Here is a 17,986-nt window from a genome sequence, read left to right as displayed (position 1 = left end):
CGAGCATGGGGTGAACGCCTTTCAGCAAGGAGGCTGATCGCCGCACAGGTCATCAAGGCTCAGCAGATACACAGAATGTTAACCCATAGGTAAATTTTTTGTTGTAACGGACAGGTGACGATGGCCCACGTCTTATGTGGGCGTTCCGACCAAGGCGGACATGAAGCTCACAGGCCACAAGACCGTGGCGATGTTTATGCATTATGTTCATACCGAGGACAAGCTGGTGCGCGATGCGGCCGAACTGGTGGCGAATCGGCGGCTGGCGATTACCGAGGCATCCTGTTCTATGGAGGCAACAGCATGACAAGAAAGACGCCTACGGCGGCCGGGAAACGCGCCGCCTTACCGGCTGGCTATGCCGGCATCCACGGTGGCATTGTGGAGTTGCTGGATGCCGCACGCCAGGCAGCGGCGCGCAGCGTCAATGCGCTGATGACGGCCAGCTATTGGGAGATTGGCCGCCGAATCGTGGAAGCCGAGCAGAAAGGCAGGCGGCGGGCCGGTTACGGCGAGCAGTTGATGGAGCGGTTGTCCGCCGATCTGACGGCCCGATTCGGGCGCGGGTTCGGCGTCAACAACCTGGAGAGCATGCGGCGTTTCTTCCTCGCATACCCCCAACCAAAGATTTCCCAGACAGCGTCTGGGAAATTGAGCTTGTCCGAACTGTCCCAGATCTTCACCTTGCCGTGGTCGGCCTATGTCCGGCTGCTGTCGGTCAAGGATGACCATGCCCGCCGGTTCTACGAGGCCGAGGCGTTGCGCGGTGGTTGATCCGACCTGGAAGCGGCATTGATCCTGCGGCTGGAAGACTTCCTGCTGGAGCTTGGCGAAGGCTTTACCTTCGTCGGGCGGCAACGTCGGTTGCGCATAGACCATACTTGGTATCGCGTGGATCTGTTGTTCTTCCATCGCAAGCTGCGCTGCCTGGTCATCATCGACCTGAAGCTGGGCAGCCTGACCCATGCCGATGTGGATATGTACTGCAACTATGCCAAAGAGCATTGGGCCTACCCGGATGAGAATCCGCCGGTGGGTCTGATTCTATGCGCCAACAAGGGATATGCACTGGCACGGTATGCGTTGGATGGCTTGCCGACCAAGGTGATGGCTGCAAACTACCGGACGGTGCTGCCGGATGCCGAGTTACTGCAAAAGGAGCTGGAGAACACGCGGCGTTTGCTCGAATCTCGCGGAACGCTGTCTCTCAAGGATGATAGGCCATAGTCGTGCGGCCGGCATGCCGTCGTCGGGCTCGCTGCGAGCCCTGTGCTTCGTGCCGAATCACAGCCGCAAGCGCGCCCTGACGCTGCCCATGATCCGGAAATTGCATGAGGAGCTGGGTATACCGGCCGAAAGCCTGATCCAACCGACCACGCGGGCGGTTATGGGTACTTATTGCCGACGCGATAACTTATCCTCGGACGGATAAGTCAGGCTAAGTTCGTTTCCAAGCACCTGGATCACCAGTTCGTTCAGGAACGCTTGCCGGATCGATCGGCGGCATCGAGTCGATCCAGGATCGCGAGCGCCCGTCGCGGGTCACCGGTCGCGGCCAGGCTACGAAAATGATTTTCCGTATCCCAGGCTGCCAATGCCTGTGCGCTTAACTGTTCAATCAGCTTGTTGGTGCTCAGTCCGCGGCTTTTCGCCATGTCCTTGAGCCGGGCGGCCGTATCCTCGGGCAGCCTAACGGTGAGAGTGCTCATTTCAGTGCCTCCAGGAATTGCGCAGGAGTCAAGATACGGAGATTGCCCAACTGCAAGTCTCCGCGGTTGACGTCTCTGACGTTGTGGGTCACGATCGCGGCTGCGTTACCAGCCAGGGCAAGCTCGATCAGATGATTGTCCGCCTCATCGGGAAGATTGGGACGCCAGCCGTAATACACCGTCACCCAATGCCCGCACTGCGCCAATGCCGCCAGCACTTGCAAACGATCTTGCGCCGTAGTCAGGTCTCCCCAAACTGGACGCCCCAGCAAATCCTGATATTCCAGCCACAAGGCATTGCCGAATAATGGCTTGAAACGGCCCCTCAGAGCCCCCCGCAGGACCTCTCGCGATGCCCCGCCGGAGGATCGCAATCCAGCCACGAATACGTTGGTGTCAATGACGATGGTGACCATAGTGACAGCATATACGCCATCACTTCTGTGCGCAAGATCAAGCCACGGTCTGATTCGTTATGAAGTTTCCCGCGCGTCGGCACGGCGCAGATACAGTCACCCGGCCCGCGCCCAGGGCCCTGGGGATAATGCCCCAGTTCCCCAAGGACAGCGGCTGCCGCAGACGGGCTTCGGCCTGACGCAGGTGATCCTGGGGCGCAACAACGGGGTGATGTTCTTTCTGGCGTCGCTGGCGATCTGGTGGGCGGCGATGCGGGCGGCGGAAAGCGATATGGAATAGACGTTAAACAGCTTATAATTAGCCTTGTTAATAGACCAATTAAAGGCCCACTATGAACACGATATTTGCGACCCGCGCGGTTGGTCTTAGCGAGCTCAAGGCCAATCCGGCGACCGTCCTGCAGTCTGCGGAAACCGAGCCCATTGTCGTCCTGAACCGCAACAAGCCGACCGGTTACGTCGTGGGTGCCCAGCTCTGGGAATCGATCATGGAACAGCTGGAAAACCTGGAGCTCGCCCAGATTGCCGCAGCCCGTCTGAATGACGGCAAGGCATCCGTACCGGTCACGCTGGATGACCTTTGATCTACAGTTCCACCCAGATGCCCTGACCGAATGGCATCGGCTGGACGGATCGGTTCACGCGCAACTGAAATCAAAATTGCGTCAGCGCCTGGAAAGCCCGCATGTCTCCGGTGACCGTGTCAGCGGCGGGCTGAATCTATACAAAATCAAGCTGCGTACCGCCGGCTACCGGTTGGTCTACCAGGTCCAAGACCAGCAACTGTTGGTGCTGGTGCTGGCCATCGGAAAGCGCGATCGCCTGGCAGCGTATCGGGCGGCGCTGGGGCGAACATAGGTATCCCCAGCCTATCCGCGGTTGACGGCACGCAGGCGGTTATGGGTGCTTATTGCCGACGCGATAACTTATCCTCGGACGGATAAGTCAGGCTAAGTTCATTTCTAAGCGCCTGGATCACAAGTTCGTTCAGGGCGACGCCTCGGCGACGGGCCTCGTAGGCGGCCTGCTGATGCAGATCGCCCGCTCGACATGGATTGTGCCCCAATTTGCCGATATCAGAAACTAAAAATTAGTTGCTGATATGTTCTTGATGAGGCCTTACTTTGCGAGCACGGACAGAGCCACGCCAGTCGATCTTCTACGGATGGACCTTTCCAGCCCATCGTATTTTCCGATCTGTCGGGAACGCAGTCCCTTGACCAAAATGGGTATCCCACCGTCATGATGCCCTCACATGCCCGATCAGATACAGCAGCCCGAATCCACGACGGCGACACCCACAAACGACTATGACAGTCCGTGGAAGGAATCGTTGGAACTGTACTTTCCACAGGCGTTGGCCCTATTGACCCCTGATCTATATGCCGCCATCGACTGGTCTGTGTCACCGACGTTCTTGGACAAGGAACTGCAATCCATCGATCAGCGTAGCAAGCACGGCCGCCGCTTTGTCGACAAACTGGCTCGTGTACGGCTGCTTGGCGGCGTCGAACTGCGGCTACTGATCCACGTCGAAGTGCAAGGTGCCTTATCCGGCCCCAAGATCCGTCAGGGCTTTGCCCGCCGCATGTATGAATATCATCACCTGATCCAGACACACGAATGGCGGATGCGCCGGTCGGATCCGCCGCCTCCCGTCTATAGCCTGGGCATCGTGCTCAATGGTCATGGCCCTGAAGGCCGTCTGACCTACAGCGATGAATACCTGGGACTGGGCGTCCGATTCGCCTGTCGTGTCGTAGAATTGAACCGATGGCGGCTTCGGTGGACGGAACTGGAATCCCAGGCATACGTGAATCCCTTTTCGGTCGTCATCATGGCGCAGTTACAGGCTAACCTGCATCCCGACAAGCGCACGCGGGTGCAGCCGAAATTTGAGCTGGTGCGGCGGCTTCGACGGTATGGTTACGACGACACCCAAACCCGGCAGATCTACCGGTTGGTCGATTGGCTCATCACCCTACCTGAGGATCTTGAACCCATTTTCGTACAGGCTGTTGAGACCCTGTCGGAGGGAGAGAAAATGACTTACCTGACTACCGCTGAGCGCTTGGGTATCAAGAAAGGCATGCAGGTTGGCCGAGCCGAAGGCCAGGCTGATCTGTTATTGCGTCAGATCGCCCGCCGCTTCGGCCCTGCCTCTGACGAGACCACTCAGAGAATCCGTGCGGCTAGCACGACTCAGTTGGAACTCTGGTCGCTGAATTTTGTGGATGCCGCTACCCTGGATGACGTATTTCGCGACTGACCAAACGATAACTTATCTGCGGATTGATAAGTCAGGCTAAGTTCGTTTCTAAGGGCCTAGATCACCAGTTCGTTCAGGGCGGTGCTTCGGCGACGGGCCTCGTAGGCGGCCTGCTGATGCAGATCGCCCCCGACCCGGACATTGAAGCTGCCCTTGAAAGGCTGATCGGGTGTGACACCCAGTTCCGTGCAAGACTGCAGGTGATGGGCCTTTTCCTCACAGCGGCCTGATCTGCCCAAATTCGACCTGCACGGTCTGGGGGCGGCCCAGGATGTTCAACAATAGGGTGACACGGTCTTTGGACACGGCCTGCACCAGGGCCTGGATGCCGGCCAGGGGGGAATCCTGGATCTGCACGGACATGCCGGCCTGGAACGGACTGATCTGGTTGATATCAGCGGTCTCGCGCAGGGTTTCGGCCTGGCGGATGGCCTGCACGGCGGCATCGGCCAGCTGTGCGGGCTGATGGCCGAACATCACCAGCCGGCTGACGCCGACGGTGGACCGGACGACCGACAGCGACTGCGTGGGCCGGGTCGGGCGCAGGAACAGGTAACGGGGGAACATGGGTTCGTGGGCGGTCAGCGTGACAGCGGCGTCGGTCGCCGCAGTCGCCACGCGCCGTGCGACCGGGCGCGATTTTTTGAAGACTTTGAATAGCGGCAGGTAGACCTCGAAGTCCTGGCGCAGCAGCTGTTCCCGCGCGGTGGATTCCTGGCGGGGCTTGGTGTGGGCGACGTACCAGGCAGTGGAATGCGACACGCCTCAGCTTTCCTTGAACATATCCAACGCATCCAGCACCCACCCGTGATGACGGCGGGACAAATCCTCGGACCGGGCCACACATCGCAACAGGCCGCAAAAGAGCTGCACAGGTAGTTCGAGCGGCTCGGCGTTCAGGACCCGATCACGATATCTACGCTGAAAATCCAGGATATCCTGCACCACCAGGCTATTGAAATCCACCCATGTCGGTTTGAGCAGCGGCCGACCTGGAATACCCAAGAAATAGCCAGACCTGGGATTTCCTAATTGGCAAGGCGGATTTTCACGCAGACCATTTGGCTTTGAGGTCATCACCGCTGTCAAAGCATCACTGGCGTCCGGACTGACAGCCAACATCAGCACGTACTTCGGCATGAAGACGCCGGTTTCGGGATGCCGGTAGTAATGAGCATCCCGCCATAACGTGTTGGTCTTGAAATGCGGCACAGATCAGCAAACCGCCGAATCAGCGCGATGCGCAGCTTGAAACATGGCCTGTTCCTGTGCGATAGCCAAAACAGCTGACTTATTGGGATCGTCGTCTGGGATCCCCAATTCGTAAGGAATAGGATTGCTTCTGCCCTCGCCACCGCGCCAAACCCGATCCCAAGCACCATTTTGGGTGTGCGTCACATCGATCATGATGGGTGACCAAGTATCTTGGTACCGGTCAGCAAGATCCCGCATAATTCGCAACTGACGCGGAGAAAAATCCTGATCGTCAAACGTAACGCCAGCCCGCGGCCTGACGGTCTGACGCGTGTAATCGATGATGGTCTCTGGAACGATCTCGATCACAGCGGCCAGATCTGCCTCGGGTTGTTCCCATTCTTCCATCAGATCGACTGGCACGGGGCCGAATTTCCATGCCTGATAGGCGTAGCCGGTCACGCTCTTGCCAGTTTGCCGAAAGTGCTCGAAATCGAGCAAGTACAGCAGCTTGAAGAGCTTGATTTTTCCGCAGTACTTCGTGTTCTGCGCAAAGAACACGATGGTATTAAGTAGGCGTTGTCGATGAATCATGGCGAGGGGACCCCATCTGACAAAGACGGGATACAGGCATTATCGCATCCATACCAGGAAGAAACCACCAACAGTCAGGACAACACTGATTATTCAGTCACATCTGACAGGATAGCCCACCACCGTTGTCGGCAGCGGGCTATCTTGAGTTCAAGGCAGTCCGGAATGGGGGCCCGAGCCCCCGCCCCGGCTCGATCCATCACACCTCCGCGTGCTTCGCGGCCTCGGCCGCGGCCTTGGCGTCGTGCGAGGCGCCATTGAAGAACAGGTTCAGCAGCACGGCCGACAGCGACGTCAACAGAATGCCGGACTCGATCAGGGGATGGATGGCGGTCGGTGTCCACTGCATGAAGCGCGGGGCCACCACCGGGATCATGCCCATGCCGATGGAAATGGCGACGATCATGGCGTTGTGACGGTTGTCCTTGAAGTCCACCCCGCCCAGGATGCGGATGCCGGTGGCCGTGACCATCCCGAACATGACGATGCCGGCGCCGCCCAGCACGACCGTGGGCAGCGATTCGACCAGCGCCGCCAGTTTGGGCAGCAGCCCCAGGATCACCAGGATGACGCCGCTGGTCACGCAGACGAAGCGGCTGCGCACCCCCGTCACCGCCACCAGCCCCACGTTCTGCGAAAAGCTGGAATACGGGAAGGTGTTGAAGATGCCGCCGATCAGCGTGCCCAGGCCGTCGGTGCGCAGGCCGCGCGCCAGGTCCTTCTGGCCGATCTTTTTACCCGTCATGTCGGACAGGGCCAGGAACATGCCGGTGGATTCGATCAGGATCACGATCATGACCAGCGTCATGGTCAGGATCATCCAGAAGTCGAATTTGGGCATGCCGAAATGGAAGGGCAGGACCACATCCAACCAGCTGGCCTTGGCGACCTTGTCGAAGTTCATGATGCCCATGGCGGTCGTGACGACGGCGCCGACGACGATGCCCAGCAGCACGGCAATGTTGGCCATGAATCCCTTGGCGAATTTGGCGATCACCAGAATGGACAGCAGCACGACGGCGGCCACGCCCACCCCCGCCAGGTTGGCGTATTTGGGGTTGGGGATGGTGGGCACGATCGACAGCCCCTTCGGCACGGCCGGCAGCGGCGACCCGGGCGCGCCGGTGGCGGCCTGGATGTTCTTCAGCCATTCGACGTAGTTCGGATCGACGACGGACGGGGCCGTGGGGCCGAAGGGGTTGCCGAAGATCCAGTTGATCCCGACGCGCATCAGGGTGATGCCGATGATGGCGATGATGGTGCCGGTGACCACGGGCGGAAAGAACCGCAGCAGCCGGCTGATCCAGGGCGCGATGATCATGGTGATGATCCCCGCCGCGATGATGGTGCCAAAGAGCAGCTGCGCGCCCTCGTGCCCCGGATTGCCCTGGGCGATGTGGATCATCGGCCCGACGGGCGCGAAGCTGACGCCCATGATGACGGGCAGCTTGATGCCGAACCACTGGGTGGCGCCCAGGGACTGGATGATGGTGGCGATGCCGCAGGCAAACAGGTCGGCGGCGATCAGCAGGGATACCTCGTGGGCATCCAGATTCAGGGCGCGGCCGATGATCAGGGGCACGGCGACGGCGCCGGCGTACATGACCAGCACGTGCTGCAGGCCCAACGCGGTCAATTTGCCCAGCGGCAGCACTTCATCGACCGGTGCGACGGAATGGCTCATGGTTGTCTCCAGTATGTCATTCTGATGTGCCTGCCGCGCCCAGGGTCCCCGACGGTCCGCGCGCGATTCAGACGTTTTTCAGCAATGTACCGGACGCCCCTTCGGGCGGCTATCAGAAAAGCCCTATAAGGTGCTTTAAGGTTGACGCATAATCCCGGGAAAACACCTATCCGCGTGGATGCGGCACGGTGTCGCATAGAATAGCCCTATCCGACGAACAGGAAACACGACATGCCCCGCCAGGCCCAGACCGAGACCACCGCGCGGGCGACGCCCGCCTACCAGCGCATCAAGGACTACGTCCTGCAGCAGATTCGCGGTGGCGCCTGGACGGAAGGCGAACTGATCCCCACCGAACTGGCGCTGTGCAAGCAATTCAGCGTGTCGCGCATGACGGTGCATCGCGCCCTGCGCGAACTGACGGCGGACCAGGTGCTGCTGCGCTACCAGGGGTCGGGCACCTATGTGGCGCCGGCGAAAATCCCGTCCACCCTGATCGAGATCCGCAGCATCGCCCAGGATATCCAGGACCGGGGGCACCAGCATTCCTGCCACGTGCTGCTGCTGGAAAAAAGCAAGGTGTCCACGACACAGGCGCAGCGCTTTCACCTGCCGGTGGGCGCGCCGCTGTTTCGTTCGATCATCGTGCATTACGAAAACGCGGAACCCATCCAGCTGGAAGATCGCGTGGTCGACGCCCGGCGCCTGCCGGATTACCTGCAGCAGGACTGGTCGCAAACGACCCCCAACGAATACCTGATGCACGCCGCGCCCGCGCCCTCCGGGCGCTACACGATCGAGGTCAAACTGCCCCCGAAGAACGTGGCCGAACCGCTGGACATCCCGGTGGAACAGCCCTGCCTAGTGCTGGACCGCATGACATTTTCGGGCGGGGCGTTCGCCTCTCAGGCGGTGATGTGGTACCCCGGCAACCGCTACAAGCTCGCAGGACAGACATAGCGGACCGGCCCTCTGGCGCAGGCTGCGATTGACACCTCCGCGCAAATGTATATACTTTTACCGGGCCGCAAGAAGCCCGGAACCGGCGCCGCCATGCGGCCCGGGTCCGTGATGAATCACCACGGAGACGATATGGCGCAGGACACTCAGACCAGCACGGGCCCTCTGGACGGCCTGCGCGTGCTGGATTTCACCCGGGTGCTGTCCGGCCCCTTTTGCACCGCGCTGCTGGGGGACCTGGGCGCGCACATCATCAAGGTCGAACCCCCTCAGGGCGACGACTACCGCGCCATCGGCCCGATGCGCGACGGCCACAGCGCGCTGTTCAGCGTCGTCAACCGCAACAAACAAAGCCTGGCGCTCGACTTGAAACAGCCCGACGCGGTGGCGCTGGTGCACCAGCTGGTCCCCGAAGTCGACATCGTGGTCGAGAATTTCCGGCCGGGCGTGGCGGACAAGCTGGGCATCGGCTACGCCACGCTCAGCGCACTGAACCCGCGCCTGGTCTACACCAGCATTTCCGGTTTCGGGCAGGATGGCCCGGCCGCCCATCGGCCCGCCTACGACATCATCATCCAGGCCATGAGCGGCATCATGGAATCCACCGGTTTCCCGGATGGCCCGCCCACGCTGGTCGGGGAAGCCATCACCGACGTGCTCAGCGGCCTGTTCGCATCCTGGGGCACCCTGGCGGCCTTGATCGGCCGCGACCGCGACGGCCGGGGCACCCACGTGGACGCGGCGATGTTCGATGCCACCCTGTCGTTTACCGTCACCGCCGTCGCGCGGTACCTGTTCACCGGCCTGGATGCCCACCGGGTGGGCAACCGGCATCCGCTGTCCGCCCCCTTTGGCGCCTACCAGGCCGAGGACGGGCATTTCGTCCTGGCGATCCTGAACAACAAACTGTTTGCGCAGTTCGCCCAGGTCATCGGCCGCGACGATCTGGCGCGCGACCCCCGCTTCGCCAGCGACGAGCAGCGCTCGCAACACGAGCCGCTGCTGCGCGAAGCCATCGAATCCTGGGCGGCGGCGCTGACCGTGGCCCAGGCGGTCGAACGCTTCGAGGCCAGCGCCATCCCCGCCGCGCCGATCTGGACGGTGCGCCAGGCGCTGGACAGCGCCCAGGCGCAGTCCCGCCAACTGCTGCAGGACGTGGACCACCCGAATCTGGCGGGTCTGCGGCTGCCGCATCAGCCGATCCGGTTTTCCGCCTGGGAAACGCGCCCGACGCGCCCGGCGCCGGATCTGGGCGCCGACACCGACGCGATCCTGCATGATCTGCTGGGGCTGAGCCTGGACAAAATCGGCGCGTTGCGCGATCTGGGCGTCTTTGGGCGCTGAACCCGTCTTGATTGGAATACACCGGAGAACCACCATGAATCCACGCCTGGGCGTCAGTGACGACGATCTGGAAATCGCTGCGGCCATCGGCCGCTACGCAACGGCTGAACTCGCCCCCCTGGCCGCCGAACTGGACGAGCAGGCCCGATCGGCAACCTGCCACCTGCCCGGGCTGTCGGCCCTGGGCGTCATGGGCATGAACCTGCCGGAACGCTGGGGCGGCCCCGGGGTCAGTCCCACCGCGCTGGTGCTGGCCATCGTCGAAATCGCCCGCTGCTGCGCGGCAACGGCATCGATGATCGGCGCCCATTACCTGGCCACCGACTCGGTCCTGATCGGGGGCGACGACGCCTTGCGCGCGCGCTATCTGCCCCGGGCGGCCCAGGGCGTCATCCTGGGTGCCTTTGCCCTGACCGAGCCCCGGGCCGGGTCCAATCCGGCGGACATGAGCACCCGGGCGCGGCGCGATGGCGACCACTATCACCTGAGCGGGGTCAAGCATTTCATCTCGAACGCGGGCGAGGCCGATTTCATCGTGGTCTACGCCAAGACCGACGCCCAGGCGGGCAGCCGGGGCATCAGCGCCTTCGTCGTGGACAAGGACGCCCCTGGCCTGCAGATATCCCAACCGGAAAAGCTCATGGGCATCCGGGGCGGCCATGCCTTCGAACTGGCGCTGGATTGCCGGGTGCCCGCGACCCAGCGGCTGGGCGAGGAAGGCAGCGGGTTTCGCACCGCCATGAAGGTGCTGGACAACAGCCGCCTGGATGTGGCCGCCACCAGCCTGGGCATTGCGGAAGCGGCGCTGGCGGCCGCCGTGTCCTGGTCCAGGGAACGCCTGATCGGCGGCGAACCGCTGGCCGAGAAGCAAGGCATCCAATGGATGCTGGCCGACATGAAGCTGCGTCTGGAGGCCGCCTGGGCGTTGACGCTGCAGGCCACCCACAAGCGGGGATCGGGCGAGCGGTTTTCCCTGGAATCCGCGATGGCGAAACTGGTTGCATCCGAGGCCGTCGGCTTCATCACCGACCGCGCCCTGCAGATCCATGGCGGCTACGGCTACACCCGTGACATGCCGCTGGAGCGCTACGTGCGCGACGCCCGGATCCTGCGCATCTACGAGGGTTCGTCCGAGATCCAGCGCACCATCATCGCCCGCCACATGCTGGCGGCGTAGCCTGCCACCGCCTGGGATTTACCCTTAATTCACGCGGATTCGCGCGCAGGCCGGGCTCTCGGTGATTGACAGCCCATCGCAAATGTATATACTTTTCAACGGGCCGCAAGAAGCCCGGATACCGTGCAGATCCACTATCATTTCCGGCATCGGGGCACACCCGCGCTGTCCCGCCGACCAAGGAGACACACCATGCGCATTACCCCGACATTGAAATGGCTGCTGGCCAGCAGCTGCCTGGCCGCCGCCTCGTTCACCCTGCCCGCCCAGGCGGACCAGCTGGCCGACGTGCACAAGGCCGGTGAACTGGTCGTCGGCACCGAAATGCAGTTTCCGCCGTTCGATTTCCTGAAAGACGGCAAGCAGGAAGGCTTCAACAAGGAATTCTTCGCCGAGGTCGGCAAGGCCCTGGGCGTGAAGGTGCGCTTCATCGACCTGCCCTGGGCCAGCGTGCTGCCGGGCCTGGATGCGAAAAAATTCGACATGGTGGGCGGGCCGCTGAACGTCACCAAGGCGCGCAAGGAACGCTATCACTTCACCCTGCCCATCGCCGACGGCACGGTGGCCTTCCTGAAGAGCGCCAAAAACAAGGCCTTCACCAAACCCGAACAGGTGGCGGGCAAGATCATTGGCAGCCAGCGCGGATCTTCGCAACTGGCGCAGACCAAGGCCTATGCCGAGACCCTGAAACCCGTGCCTGAAATCCGCGAATACGTGGACTTCAACCAGGCCTATGCCGACCTGGCCAATGGCCGCATCATGGCGGTGGGCCATTCGATCACCAACATCGCCGTGGCCGCGAAGGAACGCCCCGACACGTTCGCGGTGGTTCAGCCCAGCATCGGGAAAAAGGTCTACTTCGCCTTCATGGGCCACAAGGGCGCCGACAGCGATTCGCTGATCACCGCCATCGACAAGGTGATCCTGGCCATGCACAAGGACGGCCGCCTGAAGGCGCTGCAGGAAAAATGGTTCGGCATGGAAATGCCGGTGCCCACGGAAGACTTCGTCCCCAACGTCTGACCGGTCCGTTTCCATCCTGTCGCATCGGGCGGTCGCCTGACCTGACCGCCCGATCGCCGCGGGGCGCAGGCCCCGCTTTTCTTTGGAAGCCCGCATGTTCGATGCCAGCACCTTCGCGCACACCCTGCCCCTGATCCTGCAGGCCTCGCGGATGACGATTTTCGTCTCTGTGATCGGGCTGCTGCTGGGCTTTGCCGTCGCCGTCCTGGTCGTCACCGCCTGCCTGTCGCCATCGGCATGGCTGCGGCGCTGCGGCAATCTGTACACCTTCCTGTTTCGCGGGGTGCCGCTGCTGGTGCAACTGATGCTGGCGTACTACTTTCTGCCCACCCTGGGGATCAATGTGTCGCCCCTGGTGGCGGCCATCGCCGCCATTTCGCTGTGCGAAGGCGCCTATCTGGGCGAGATCCTGCGCGGCGGCTTCCTGGGTATCCCGCGCGGCCAGATCGAGGCCGCGCAGATGGTGGGCCTGTCGCCCGCGCACACACTGATCCGCATCGAGATCCCCCAGGCGTTGAAGCTGACCACGCCGTCGCTGATCAATGAAATGATCCTGCTGATCAAGGCATCCGCCCTGATCTCGGTGGTGGGCGTGGCGGAAATCACCCGCACCGCGCAGAACGTCGCGGCCAGCACCTTCCGGCCACTGGAGGCCTACCTGATCGCAGGGCTGGCCTACATGCTGATCAACGGGGTGCTGTCGGTGCTGGGCCACTACGCCGAACAGCGTTTCGGGAGAGCCTGATGGCGCTGGACTTTTCCGTGGTGTCGCAATACGGCGGCCAGATCCTGGATGGCTTTGGCATCACCATCATCAGCTGGGTCGGGGCCGTGGCGCTGGGCATGGTGGTGGGGTTCGCCATCGCCGTGCTGCAGCTGTTCACGGGCCGCTGGATCCGGGCGGTGCTGCGGGTCTACATCGAGATCCTGCGCACCACGCCGTTCCTGGTGCAGCTGTTCGTCCTGTACTACGGCGGGCCGAATTTCGGCGTCTCGCTGTCGGCGCTGGACGCGGGTGTCGTGTCGCTGGCGCTGTACGGCAGCGCCTATTTCGCCGAGATCTTCCGTTCGGGATTTCTGTCGGTGCCCCACGGCCAGATCGAGGCCGCCGACTGCCTGGGCCTGTCGCGCATCAGCACCATCTGGCGCGTGCAGCTGCCGCAGATGCTGGTGATCATCACCCCGGCCCTGATCAACATGATCATCATTCTTAGCAAAGAAACGTCCGTGCTGTCGATCATCACGGTGCCCGAACTGACCGCCGTGCTGACGCAGATCGGATCGGAACAATTCATTTACGTCGAAACCACCCTGGTGCTGTGCGTGTGCTACCTGATGCTGGTCGCCGTCACGCAGAAACTGGGGGGCTGGGCCGAACTGAAGGCCAGCCGTTATCTGCAGCGCTGATGGATGGAACCCCGCATGACCACACCCCGAACCAATCCCGCGGCCGACGGCGAATGGCTGATCGAGACCCGCGACATCACCAAATGCTATGGTGACAATCAGGTGCTCGATGGCATTTCCCTGGGGGTGCGCAAATCCGAAGTCATCTGCATCATCGGGCCGTCGGGATCGGGCAAGAGCACGCTGCTGCGCTCGCTGGCCTTCCTGGAGCAATACGATTCCGGCGACGTGCTGATCGAGGGCCGGCTGCTGGGCTATGTGGACGAGGACACCGGGCGGCGCAAGGCCACGTCCGCCGAGATCAAGGACGTGCGCCGCCACGTGGGCATGGTGTTCCAGCATTTCAACCTGTGGCCTCATATGACGGCCCTGGGCAACGTCGCCGAGGCCCTGATCCGCGTGAAGAAACTGCCGCGCCACCAGGCGCACGACAAGGCCCGCGCCATGCTGGCCAAGGTCGGGCTGGCGGACAAGGCCGACAGCTATCCGATCCGCCTGTCCGGGGGCCAGCAGCAGCGCGTGGCCATCGCCCGCGCCCTGGCGATGGAACCGCACATCATGCTGTTCGACGAGCCGACGTCCGCCCTGGACCCGGAATTGGTGGGCGAAGTACTGCAGGTGATGAAAGATCTGGCGCGCGATGGCATGACCATGATGGTCGTGACCCACGAAATGGGCTTTGCCGCGCAGGTGGCCGACCGGGTGCTGTTCATCGACCAGGGCAAGATCGCCGCCAGCGGGCCACCAGCGGAACTGTTCCGTCATGTCAAGCATGAACGGCTGAAGCAATTCCTGCAGAACTACCTGGACCGCAATGCGTTCTGGGAGCAATAGGATCGGATATTCCACGCACGAGCCGCACCATGAACCCGAACCCGTCTTCATCCCCCTGCGCCCTGGATGCGATCATGCAGACCGTGTCGTGCCTGCGGCCGGGCGTCGACGATATTGCCCGTTATCTGCAGGATGACAGCGGCCTGAAGGCCGACGCCCCGCCCTACTGCATCCTGCGCCCGCGCGACACGAACGAGGTCGCCGCCATCGTGCGGGCCTGCCAGCGCGATGGCCGCGCCCTGACGATCCAGGGCGGACGCACGGGACTGGCGGGCGGCGCCGTGCCGGATCCGGGCGACGTCGTGCTGTCGATGGAACTGATGGATCGGGTCGAACATCTGGATGCCGTCAGCGGCACGGTGACGGTGCAGGCCGGCGCCGTGCTGGAAAACGTGTGCGCCGCTGTCGAATCGCAGGGCTGGTATTTCCCCATGGACTGCGGGGCGCGGGCATCCTGCCAGATCGGCGGCAACGTCGCCACCAACGTGGGCGGCAACCGGGTGCTGCGCTACGGCACGATGCGCGAACTGGTGCTGGGGCTGGAAGTCGTGCAGGCCGACGGGACGGTGCTGACCATGATGAACCAGGGCCTGAAGAACAACACCGGTCTGGATCTGAAGCACCTGTTCATCGGTACGGAAGGCACGCTGGGCATCGTCACGCGGGCGGTGCTGCGCCTGTTTCCCAAACCCGAACGGCGTCACAGCGCCCTGGTGGGCCTGGCGGGATTCGATCAGCTGACGGCACTGCTGAAAGCGGCGCGCGGGCAACTGTCGACCCTGTCGTCGTTCGAGGTCATGTGGCGCGAATACCTGCAGGCTGCCGCCTCGGTGACGCAGCGGACAGAACCCTTCGACGGGGCCTGCCCGATCTGCGTCCTGCTGGAGGTGGAATCGTTTGCGGGCGATACGGCGTCCGCAAACGAGCCACAGCCTGGCGCCGCCCGGGACCCGGACGGCGGCAACGCTGCCGGGGATCGCGCCCAGGCCGATCTGCACCGCTTCCTGGAAACCTGCCTGGACAGCGGCCTGGTACTGGACGCCATCCTGCCGCAAAGCCAGGAACAGGCTGCCCAGTTGTGGCGGCTGCGCGATGCGATCGGCGAGATCCTGCACGAAATGGCCCCCTATGTGGCCTTCGACATCGGCATTCCGCTGGCCCGGCTGCCCGATTTCATTGCCCGCGCGCAGCAGGCCCTGGCGGCCCGCTGGCCAGCGGCGCGGCGCCTGTTGTTCGGCCACCTGGGCGACGGCAATCTGCATCTGTCCACGGGGCCCTACGCGCCCGGCGACCTTGTCGCAGTCGAAGCCCTGGTCTACCGGGAAGTCGAACGGGTCGGCGGCAGCATTTCGGCCGAACACGGGATCGGGCGCATCAAGAAACCCTTTCTGCATCACAGCCGCAGCGCGCCGGAACGCGTGCTGATGGCGGACATCCGGCGGCTGCTGGACCCCCAGGCGCGGCTGAACGCCGGCCGGATCGTGGACATCTGATACCGGACAGGCCGGGCACTGCAGCGCTCGCGCTGACGCGATCGACCTCGCCGCGCGCCATCCAGCCATCCGGCATGGCCCGCGTGTCCGGTTAATTTGTATAGACATTTAAGCAAAACAGATATACATTCGAGCTGAATATTTCCCGCACAGGAGCAGACCGTGTCCCATTCCCCCGCAGACGATCCGCGCTACGACGCCAGCCGCGAAATCCACGCCCCCACAGGGCCGCAACTGCATTGCCGCAACTGGACGATCGAGGCGGCCTACCGCATGATCCAGAACAATCTCGACCCGGCCGTCGCGGAAAACCCGAAACATCTGGTGGTCTACGGCGGCATCGGCCGAGCGGCGCGCAACTGGGCCTGCTACGACGCCATCCTGGACAGCCTGCGCAAACTGGGGGAAGACGAGACCCTGCTGGTGCAATCCGGCAAGCCGGTGGGGATCTTCAAAACCCACACGGACGCGCCGCGCGTGCTGCTGGCCAATTCCAACCTGGTGCCCAAATGGGCCACCTGGGAAAAATTCAATGAACTGGACCAGGCGGGCCTCTTCATGTACGGGCAGATGACGGCCGGCAGCTGGATCTACATCGGCAGCCAGGGCATCGTGCAGGGCACGTATGAAACGTTTGCCGAGGCCGGCCGCCAGCATTTCGGCGGCTCGTTCGCGGGGCGCTGGATCGTGACGGCGGGCCTGGGCGGCATGGGCGGTGCACAGCCGCTGGCGGCGACCTTTGCCGGGGCCTGCTCGCTGACCATCGAATGCCAGCAGTCGCACATCGATTTCCGCCTGCGCACGCGCTACCTGGACAAGCAGGCCCGCGACCTGGACGAGGCCCTGGCCATGATCGCCGAACACACGCGCCGCAAGGAAGCCGTGTCCATCGGCCTGCTGGGCAATGCGGCCGACGTCCTGCCGGAACTGGCCCGCCGCGCCCGGACGGGCGGCCCGCGTCCCGACCTGGTCACGGACCAGACATCCGCCCACGACCTCATCCACGGCTACCTGCCGTCGGGCTGGACGGTGGAACAATGGCAGGCTGCCCAGCACGACCCGGCGCAGCATGCGCGTCTGCGGGCCGAGGCGGCACAATCCTGCGCCCGCCACGTACAGGCCATGCTGGACCTGCACGCCATGGGCGTCCCTACGGTGGACTATGGCAACAACATCCGCCAGGTGGCCTACGACGAAGGCATCACCGACGCCTTCGATTTTCCGGGTTTCGTGCCGGCCTACATCCGCCCGCTGTTCTGCGAGGGCAAGGGGCCGTTTCGCTGGGTGGCGCTGTCGGGCGACCCGGAAGACATCTACGCGACCGACCGCAAACTGAAGGAACTGTTCCCCGACAACCACCACATGATCCAGTGGCTGGACATGGCGCGCGAACGCATCGCCTTCCAGGGGCTGCCGGCGCGCATCTGCTGGCTGGGTCTGGGCGAACGCCACCGCGCGGGGCTGGCCTTCAACGAGATGGTGCGCTCGGGCGAACTGAAGGCCCCCATCGTGATCGGCCGCGACCACCTGGATACTGGCTCGGTCGCCAGCCCCAACCGCGAAACCGAGGCCATGCGCGACGGCACGGACGCTGTGTCCGACTGGCCCTTGCTGAACGCGCTGCTGAACACGGCCGGCGGGGCCAGCTGGGTGTCGTTTCACCATGGCGGCGGGGTCGGCATGGGCTACAGCCAGCACGCCGGCATGGTGATCGTGGCCGACGGCACAGACGCCGCCGCCCGCCGGCTGGAACGCGTGCTGATCAACGACTGCGGCACCGGTGTGATGCGCCATGCCGATGCGGGTTATGAACTGGCCATCCAGACCGCGCGGGATTTCGGCCTGAATCTGCCGATGATTTCGTAGACGCGCGCGCCGGCCG

General features: G+C 63.1%; 19 protein-coding genes and 2 pseudogenes. 14 read left to right on the top strand and 7 right to left on the bottom strand.

Annotated elements, in window-relative coordinates; all coding sequences use genetic code 11:
* Nucleotides 1–139 precede the first annotated feature (139 nt).
* A pseudogene (locus ABCV34_RS12885) lies at nt 140–307 on the top strand (integrase); the annotation flags it as partial.
* A pseudogene (locus ABCV34_RS12880) lies at nt 304–1,227 on the top strand (PDDEXK nuclease domain-containing protein). The pseudogenes ABCV34_RS12885 and ABCV34_RS12880, both read left to right, overlap by 4 nt.
* 248 nt (nt 1,228–1,475) lie before the next feature.
* On the opposite strand, the gene ABCV34_RS12875 reads toward ABCV34_RS12880, so the two are convergent.
* Both ABCV34_RS12875 and ABCV34_RS12870 read right to left on the bottom strand, forming a co-directional pair.
* Nucleotides 1,476–1,709, bottom strand: a complete 234-nt coding sequence (locus tag ABCV34_RS12875; protein WP_345796610.1) for a CopG family transcriptional regulator — start codon at nt 1,707–1,709, stop codon at nt 1,476–1,478.
* Nucleotides 1,706–2,125, bottom strand: a complete 420-nt coding sequence (locus ABCV34_RS12870) for a putative toxin-antitoxin system toxin component, PIN family (protein WP_345796609.1) — start codon at nt 2,123–2,125, stop codon at nt 1,706–1,708. The genes ABCV34_RS12875 and ABCV34_RS12870 overlap by 4 nt, the downstream gene beginning before the upstream one ends.
* 332 nt (nt 2,126–2,457) lie before the next feature.
* Between ABCV34_RS12870 and ABCV34_RS12865 the strand changes: the two genes are divergently transcribed.
* From ABCV34_RS12865 to ABCV34_RS12855, 3 genes are all read left to right on the top strand, one after another.
* Nucleotides 2,458–2,709: a type II toxin-antitoxin system prevent-host-death family antitoxin gene (locus tag ABCV34_RS12865; RefSeq protein WP_345796607.1), complete on the top strand. Its 252-nt coding sequence runs from the start codon at nt 2,458–2,460 to the stop codon at nt 2,707–2,709.
* Nucleotides 2,699–2,983, top strand: a complete 285-nt coding sequence (locus ABCV34_RS12860; protein WP_345796606.1) for a type II toxin-antitoxin system RelE/ParE family toxin — start codon at nt 2,699–2,701, stop codon at nt 2,981–2,983. The genes ABCV34_RS12865 and ABCV34_RS12860 overlap by 11 nt, the downstream gene beginning before the upstream one ends.
* Before the next feature lie 397 nt (nt 2,984–3,380).
* Nucleotides 3,381–4,394, top strand: a complete 1,014-nt coding sequence (locus ABCV34_RS12855; RefSeq protein ID WP_345796605.1) for a DUF4351 domain-containing protein — start codon at nt 3,381–3,383, stop codon at nt 4,392–4,394.
* A gap of 56 nt (nt 4,395–4,450) precedes the next feature.
* On the opposite strand, the gene ABCV34_RS12850 is transcribed toward ABCV34_RS12855, so the two are convergent.
* The 5 genes from ABCV34_RS12850 to ABCV34_RS12830 all read right to left on the bottom strand — a co-directional run bounded on the left by ABCV34_RS12850 (nt 4,451) and on the right by ABCV34_RS12830 (nt 7,866).
* Nucleotides 4,451–4,633, bottom strand: a complete 183-nt coding sequence (locus ABCV34_RS12850; RefSeq protein WP_345796604.1) for a toxin-antitoxin system HicB family antitoxin — start codon at nt 4,631–4,633, stop codon at nt 4,451–4,453.
* Nucleotides 4,611–5,156, bottom strand: a complete 546-nt coding sequence (locus tag ABCV34_RS12845; RefSeq protein ID WP_345796603.1) for a transcription termination/antitermination NusG family protein — start codon at nt 5,154–5,156, stop codon at nt 4,611–4,613. Before ABCV34_RS12845 ends, ABCV34_RS12850 begins: the two co-directional genes overlap by 23 nt.
* A 3-nt stretch (nt 5,157–5,159) precedes the next feature.
* The gene (locus ABCV34_RS12840; protein WP_345796602.1) at nt 5,160–5,606 is read right to left on the bottom strand and encodes a hypothetical protein; all 447 of its coding nucleotides are present in this window, start codon (nt 5,604–5,606) and stop codon (nt 5,160–5,162) included.
* A 3-nt stretch (nt 5,607–5,609) separates the two neighbouring features.
* Entirely contained in the window at nt 5,610–6,182 is a 573-nt protein-coding gene (locus ABCV34_RS12835; protein WP_345796601.1) for a Panacea domain-containing protein, read from the bottom strand.
* Between the two features lie 199 nt (nt 6,183–6,381).
* Nucleotides 6,382–7,866, bottom strand: a complete 1,485-nt coding sequence (locus ABCV34_RS12830) for a nucleobase:cation symporter-2 family protein (RefSeq protein ID WP_345796600.1) — start codon at nt 7,864–7,866, stop codon at nt 6,382–6,384.
* A 231-nt stretch (nt 7,867–8,097) separates the two neighbouring features.
* On the opposite strand from ABCV34_RS12830, the gene hutC reads away from it, so the two are divergent.
* The 9 genes from hutC (at nt 8,098) to hutU (ending at nt 17,970) form a co-directional block, all read left to right on the top strand.
* Complete coding sequence (gene hutC, locus ABCV34_RS12825; protein WP_345796599.1) at nt 8,098–8,826, top strand: histidine utilization repressor; 729 nt, start codon at nt 8,098–8,100, stop codon at nt 8,824–8,826.
* Between the two features lie 132 nt (nt 8,827–8,958).
* On the top strand, nt 8,959–10,170 hold the full coding sequence (locus ABCV34_RS12820) for a CoA transferase (protein WP_345796598.1): 1,212 nt from the start codon (nt 8,959–8,961) through the stop codon (nt 10,168–10,170).
* 34 nt (nt 10,171–10,204) lie between these two features.
* A complete protein-coding gene (locus ABCV34_RS12815; protein WP_345796597.1) occupies nt 10,205–11,347 on the top strand; it encodes an acyl-CoA dehydrogenase family protein in 1,143 nt (380 codons plus the stop codon).
* 192 nt (nt 11,348–11,539) lie between these two features.
* Entirely contained in the window at nt 11,540–12,370 is an 831-nt protein-coding gene (locus ABCV34_RS12810; protein ID WP_345796596.1) for a transporter substrate-binding domain-containing protein, read from the top strand.
* Between the two features lie 94 nt (nt 12,371–12,464).
* Nucleotides 12,465–13,115 (top strand): amino acid ABC transporter permease, encoded by a 651-nt coding sequence (locus tag ABCV34_RS12805; RefSeq protein ID WP_345796595.1) that lies wholly within the window; start codon nt 12,465–12,467, stop codon nt 13,113–13,115.
* Entirely contained in the window at nt 13,115–13,777 is a 663-nt protein-coding gene (locus ABCV34_RS12800; protein WP_345796594.1) for an amino acid ABC transporter permease, read from the top strand. Before ABCV34_RS12805 ends, ABCV34_RS12800 begins: the two co-directional genes overlap by 1 nt.
* A gap of 15 nt (nt 13,778–13,792) precedes the next feature.
* A complete protein-coding gene (locus ABCV34_RS12795; RefSeq protein WP_345796593.1) occupies nt 13,793–14,611 on the top strand; it encodes an amino acid ABC transporter ATP-binding protein in 819 nt (272 codons plus the stop codon).
* A gap of 29 nt (nt 14,612–14,640) precedes the next feature.
* Nucleotides 14,641–16,104 carry an FAD-binding oxidoreductase gene (locus ABCV34_RS12790; protein ID WP_345796592.1) on the top strand — a complete coding sequence of 488 codons (1,464 nt, stop codon included), beginning with the start codon at nt 14,641–14,643 and terminating at the stop codon, nt 16,102–16,104.
* A 162-nt stretch (nt 16,105–16,266) separates the two neighbouring features.
* Nucleotides 16,267–17,970, top strand: coding sequence for a urocanate hydratase (gene hutU / locus ABCV34_RS12785; protein ID WP_345796591.1), 1,704 nt, complete (start codon nt 16,267–16,269; stop codon nt 17,968–17,970).
* The last annotated feature ends 16 nt before the right edge of the window (nt 17,971–17,986 follow it).

This window comes from Castellaniella sp. MT123 (assembly GCF_039614765.1).
Classification (GTDB): domain Bacteria; phylum Pseudomonadota; class Gammaproteobacteria; order Burkholderiales; family Burkholderiaceae_B; genus Castellaniella.
This window is presented reverse-complemented; position numbering and strand designations above follow the sequence as displayed.

Excerpts from the sequence above, each read along its gene's own strand:
- ABCV34_RS12875 (WP_345796610.1), bottom strand. The coding sequence starts at position 1,709 with ATGAGCACTCTCACCGTTAGGCTGCCCGAGGATACGGCCGCCCGGCTC.
- ABCV34_RS12870 (WP_345796609.1), bottom strand. The coding sequence starts at position 2,125 with ATGGTCACCATCGTCATTGACACCAACGTATTCGTGGCTGGATTGCGA.
- ABCV34_RS12865 (WP_345796607.1), top strand. The coding sequence starts at position 2,458 with ATGAACACGATATTTGCGACCCGCGCGGTTGGTCTTAGCGAGCTCAAG.
- ABCV34_RS12860 (WP_345796606.1), top strand. The coding sequence starts at position 2,699 with ATGACCTTTGATCTACAGTTCCACCCAGATGCCCTGACCGAATGGCAT.
- ABCV34_RS12855 (WP_345796605.1), top strand. The coding sequence starts at position 3,381 with ATGCCCGATCAGATACAGCAGCCCGAATCCACGACGGCGACACCCACA.
- ABCV34_RS12835 (WP_345796601.1), bottom strand. The coding sequence starts at position 6,182 with ATGATTCATCGACAACGCCTACTTAATACCATCGTGTTCTTTGCGCAG.
- ABCV34_RS12830 (WP_345796600.1), bottom strand. The coding sequence starts at position 7,866 with ATGAGCCATTCCGTCGCACCGGTCGATGAAGTGCTGCCGCTGGGCAAA.
- hutC (WP_345796599.1), top strand. The coding sequence starts at position 8,098 with ATGCCCCGCCAGGCCCAGACCGAGACCACCGCGCGGGCGACGCCCGCC.
- ABCV34_RS12820 (WP_345796598.1), top strand. The coding sequence starts at position 8,959 with ATGGCGCAGGACACTCAGACCAGCACGGGCCCTCTGGACGGCCTGCGC.
- ABCV34_RS12815 (WP_345796597.1), top strand. The coding sequence starts at position 10,205 with ATGAATCCACGCCTGGGCGTCAGTGACGACGATCTGGAAATCGCTGCG.
- ABCV34_RS12810 (WP_345796596.1), top strand. The coding sequence starts at position 11,540 with ATGCGCATTACCCCGACATTGAAATGGCTGCTGGCCAGCAGCTGCCTG.
- ABCV34_RS12805 (WP_345796595.1), top strand. The coding sequence starts at position 12,465 with ATGTTCGATGCCAGCACCTTCGCGCACACCCTGCCCCTGATCCTGCAG.
- ABCV34_RS12800 (WP_345796594.1), top strand. The coding sequence starts at position 13,115 with ATGGCGCTGGACTTTTCCGTGGTGTCGCAATACGGCGGCCAGATCCTG.
- ABCV34_RS12795 (WP_345796593.1), top strand. The coding sequence starts at position 13,793 with ATGACCACACCCCGAACCAATCCCGCGGCCGACGGCGAATGGCTGATC.
- ABCV34_RS12790 (WP_345796592.1), top strand. The coding sequence starts at position 14,641 with ATGAACCCGAACCCGTCTTCATCCCCCTGCGCCCTGGATGCGATCATG.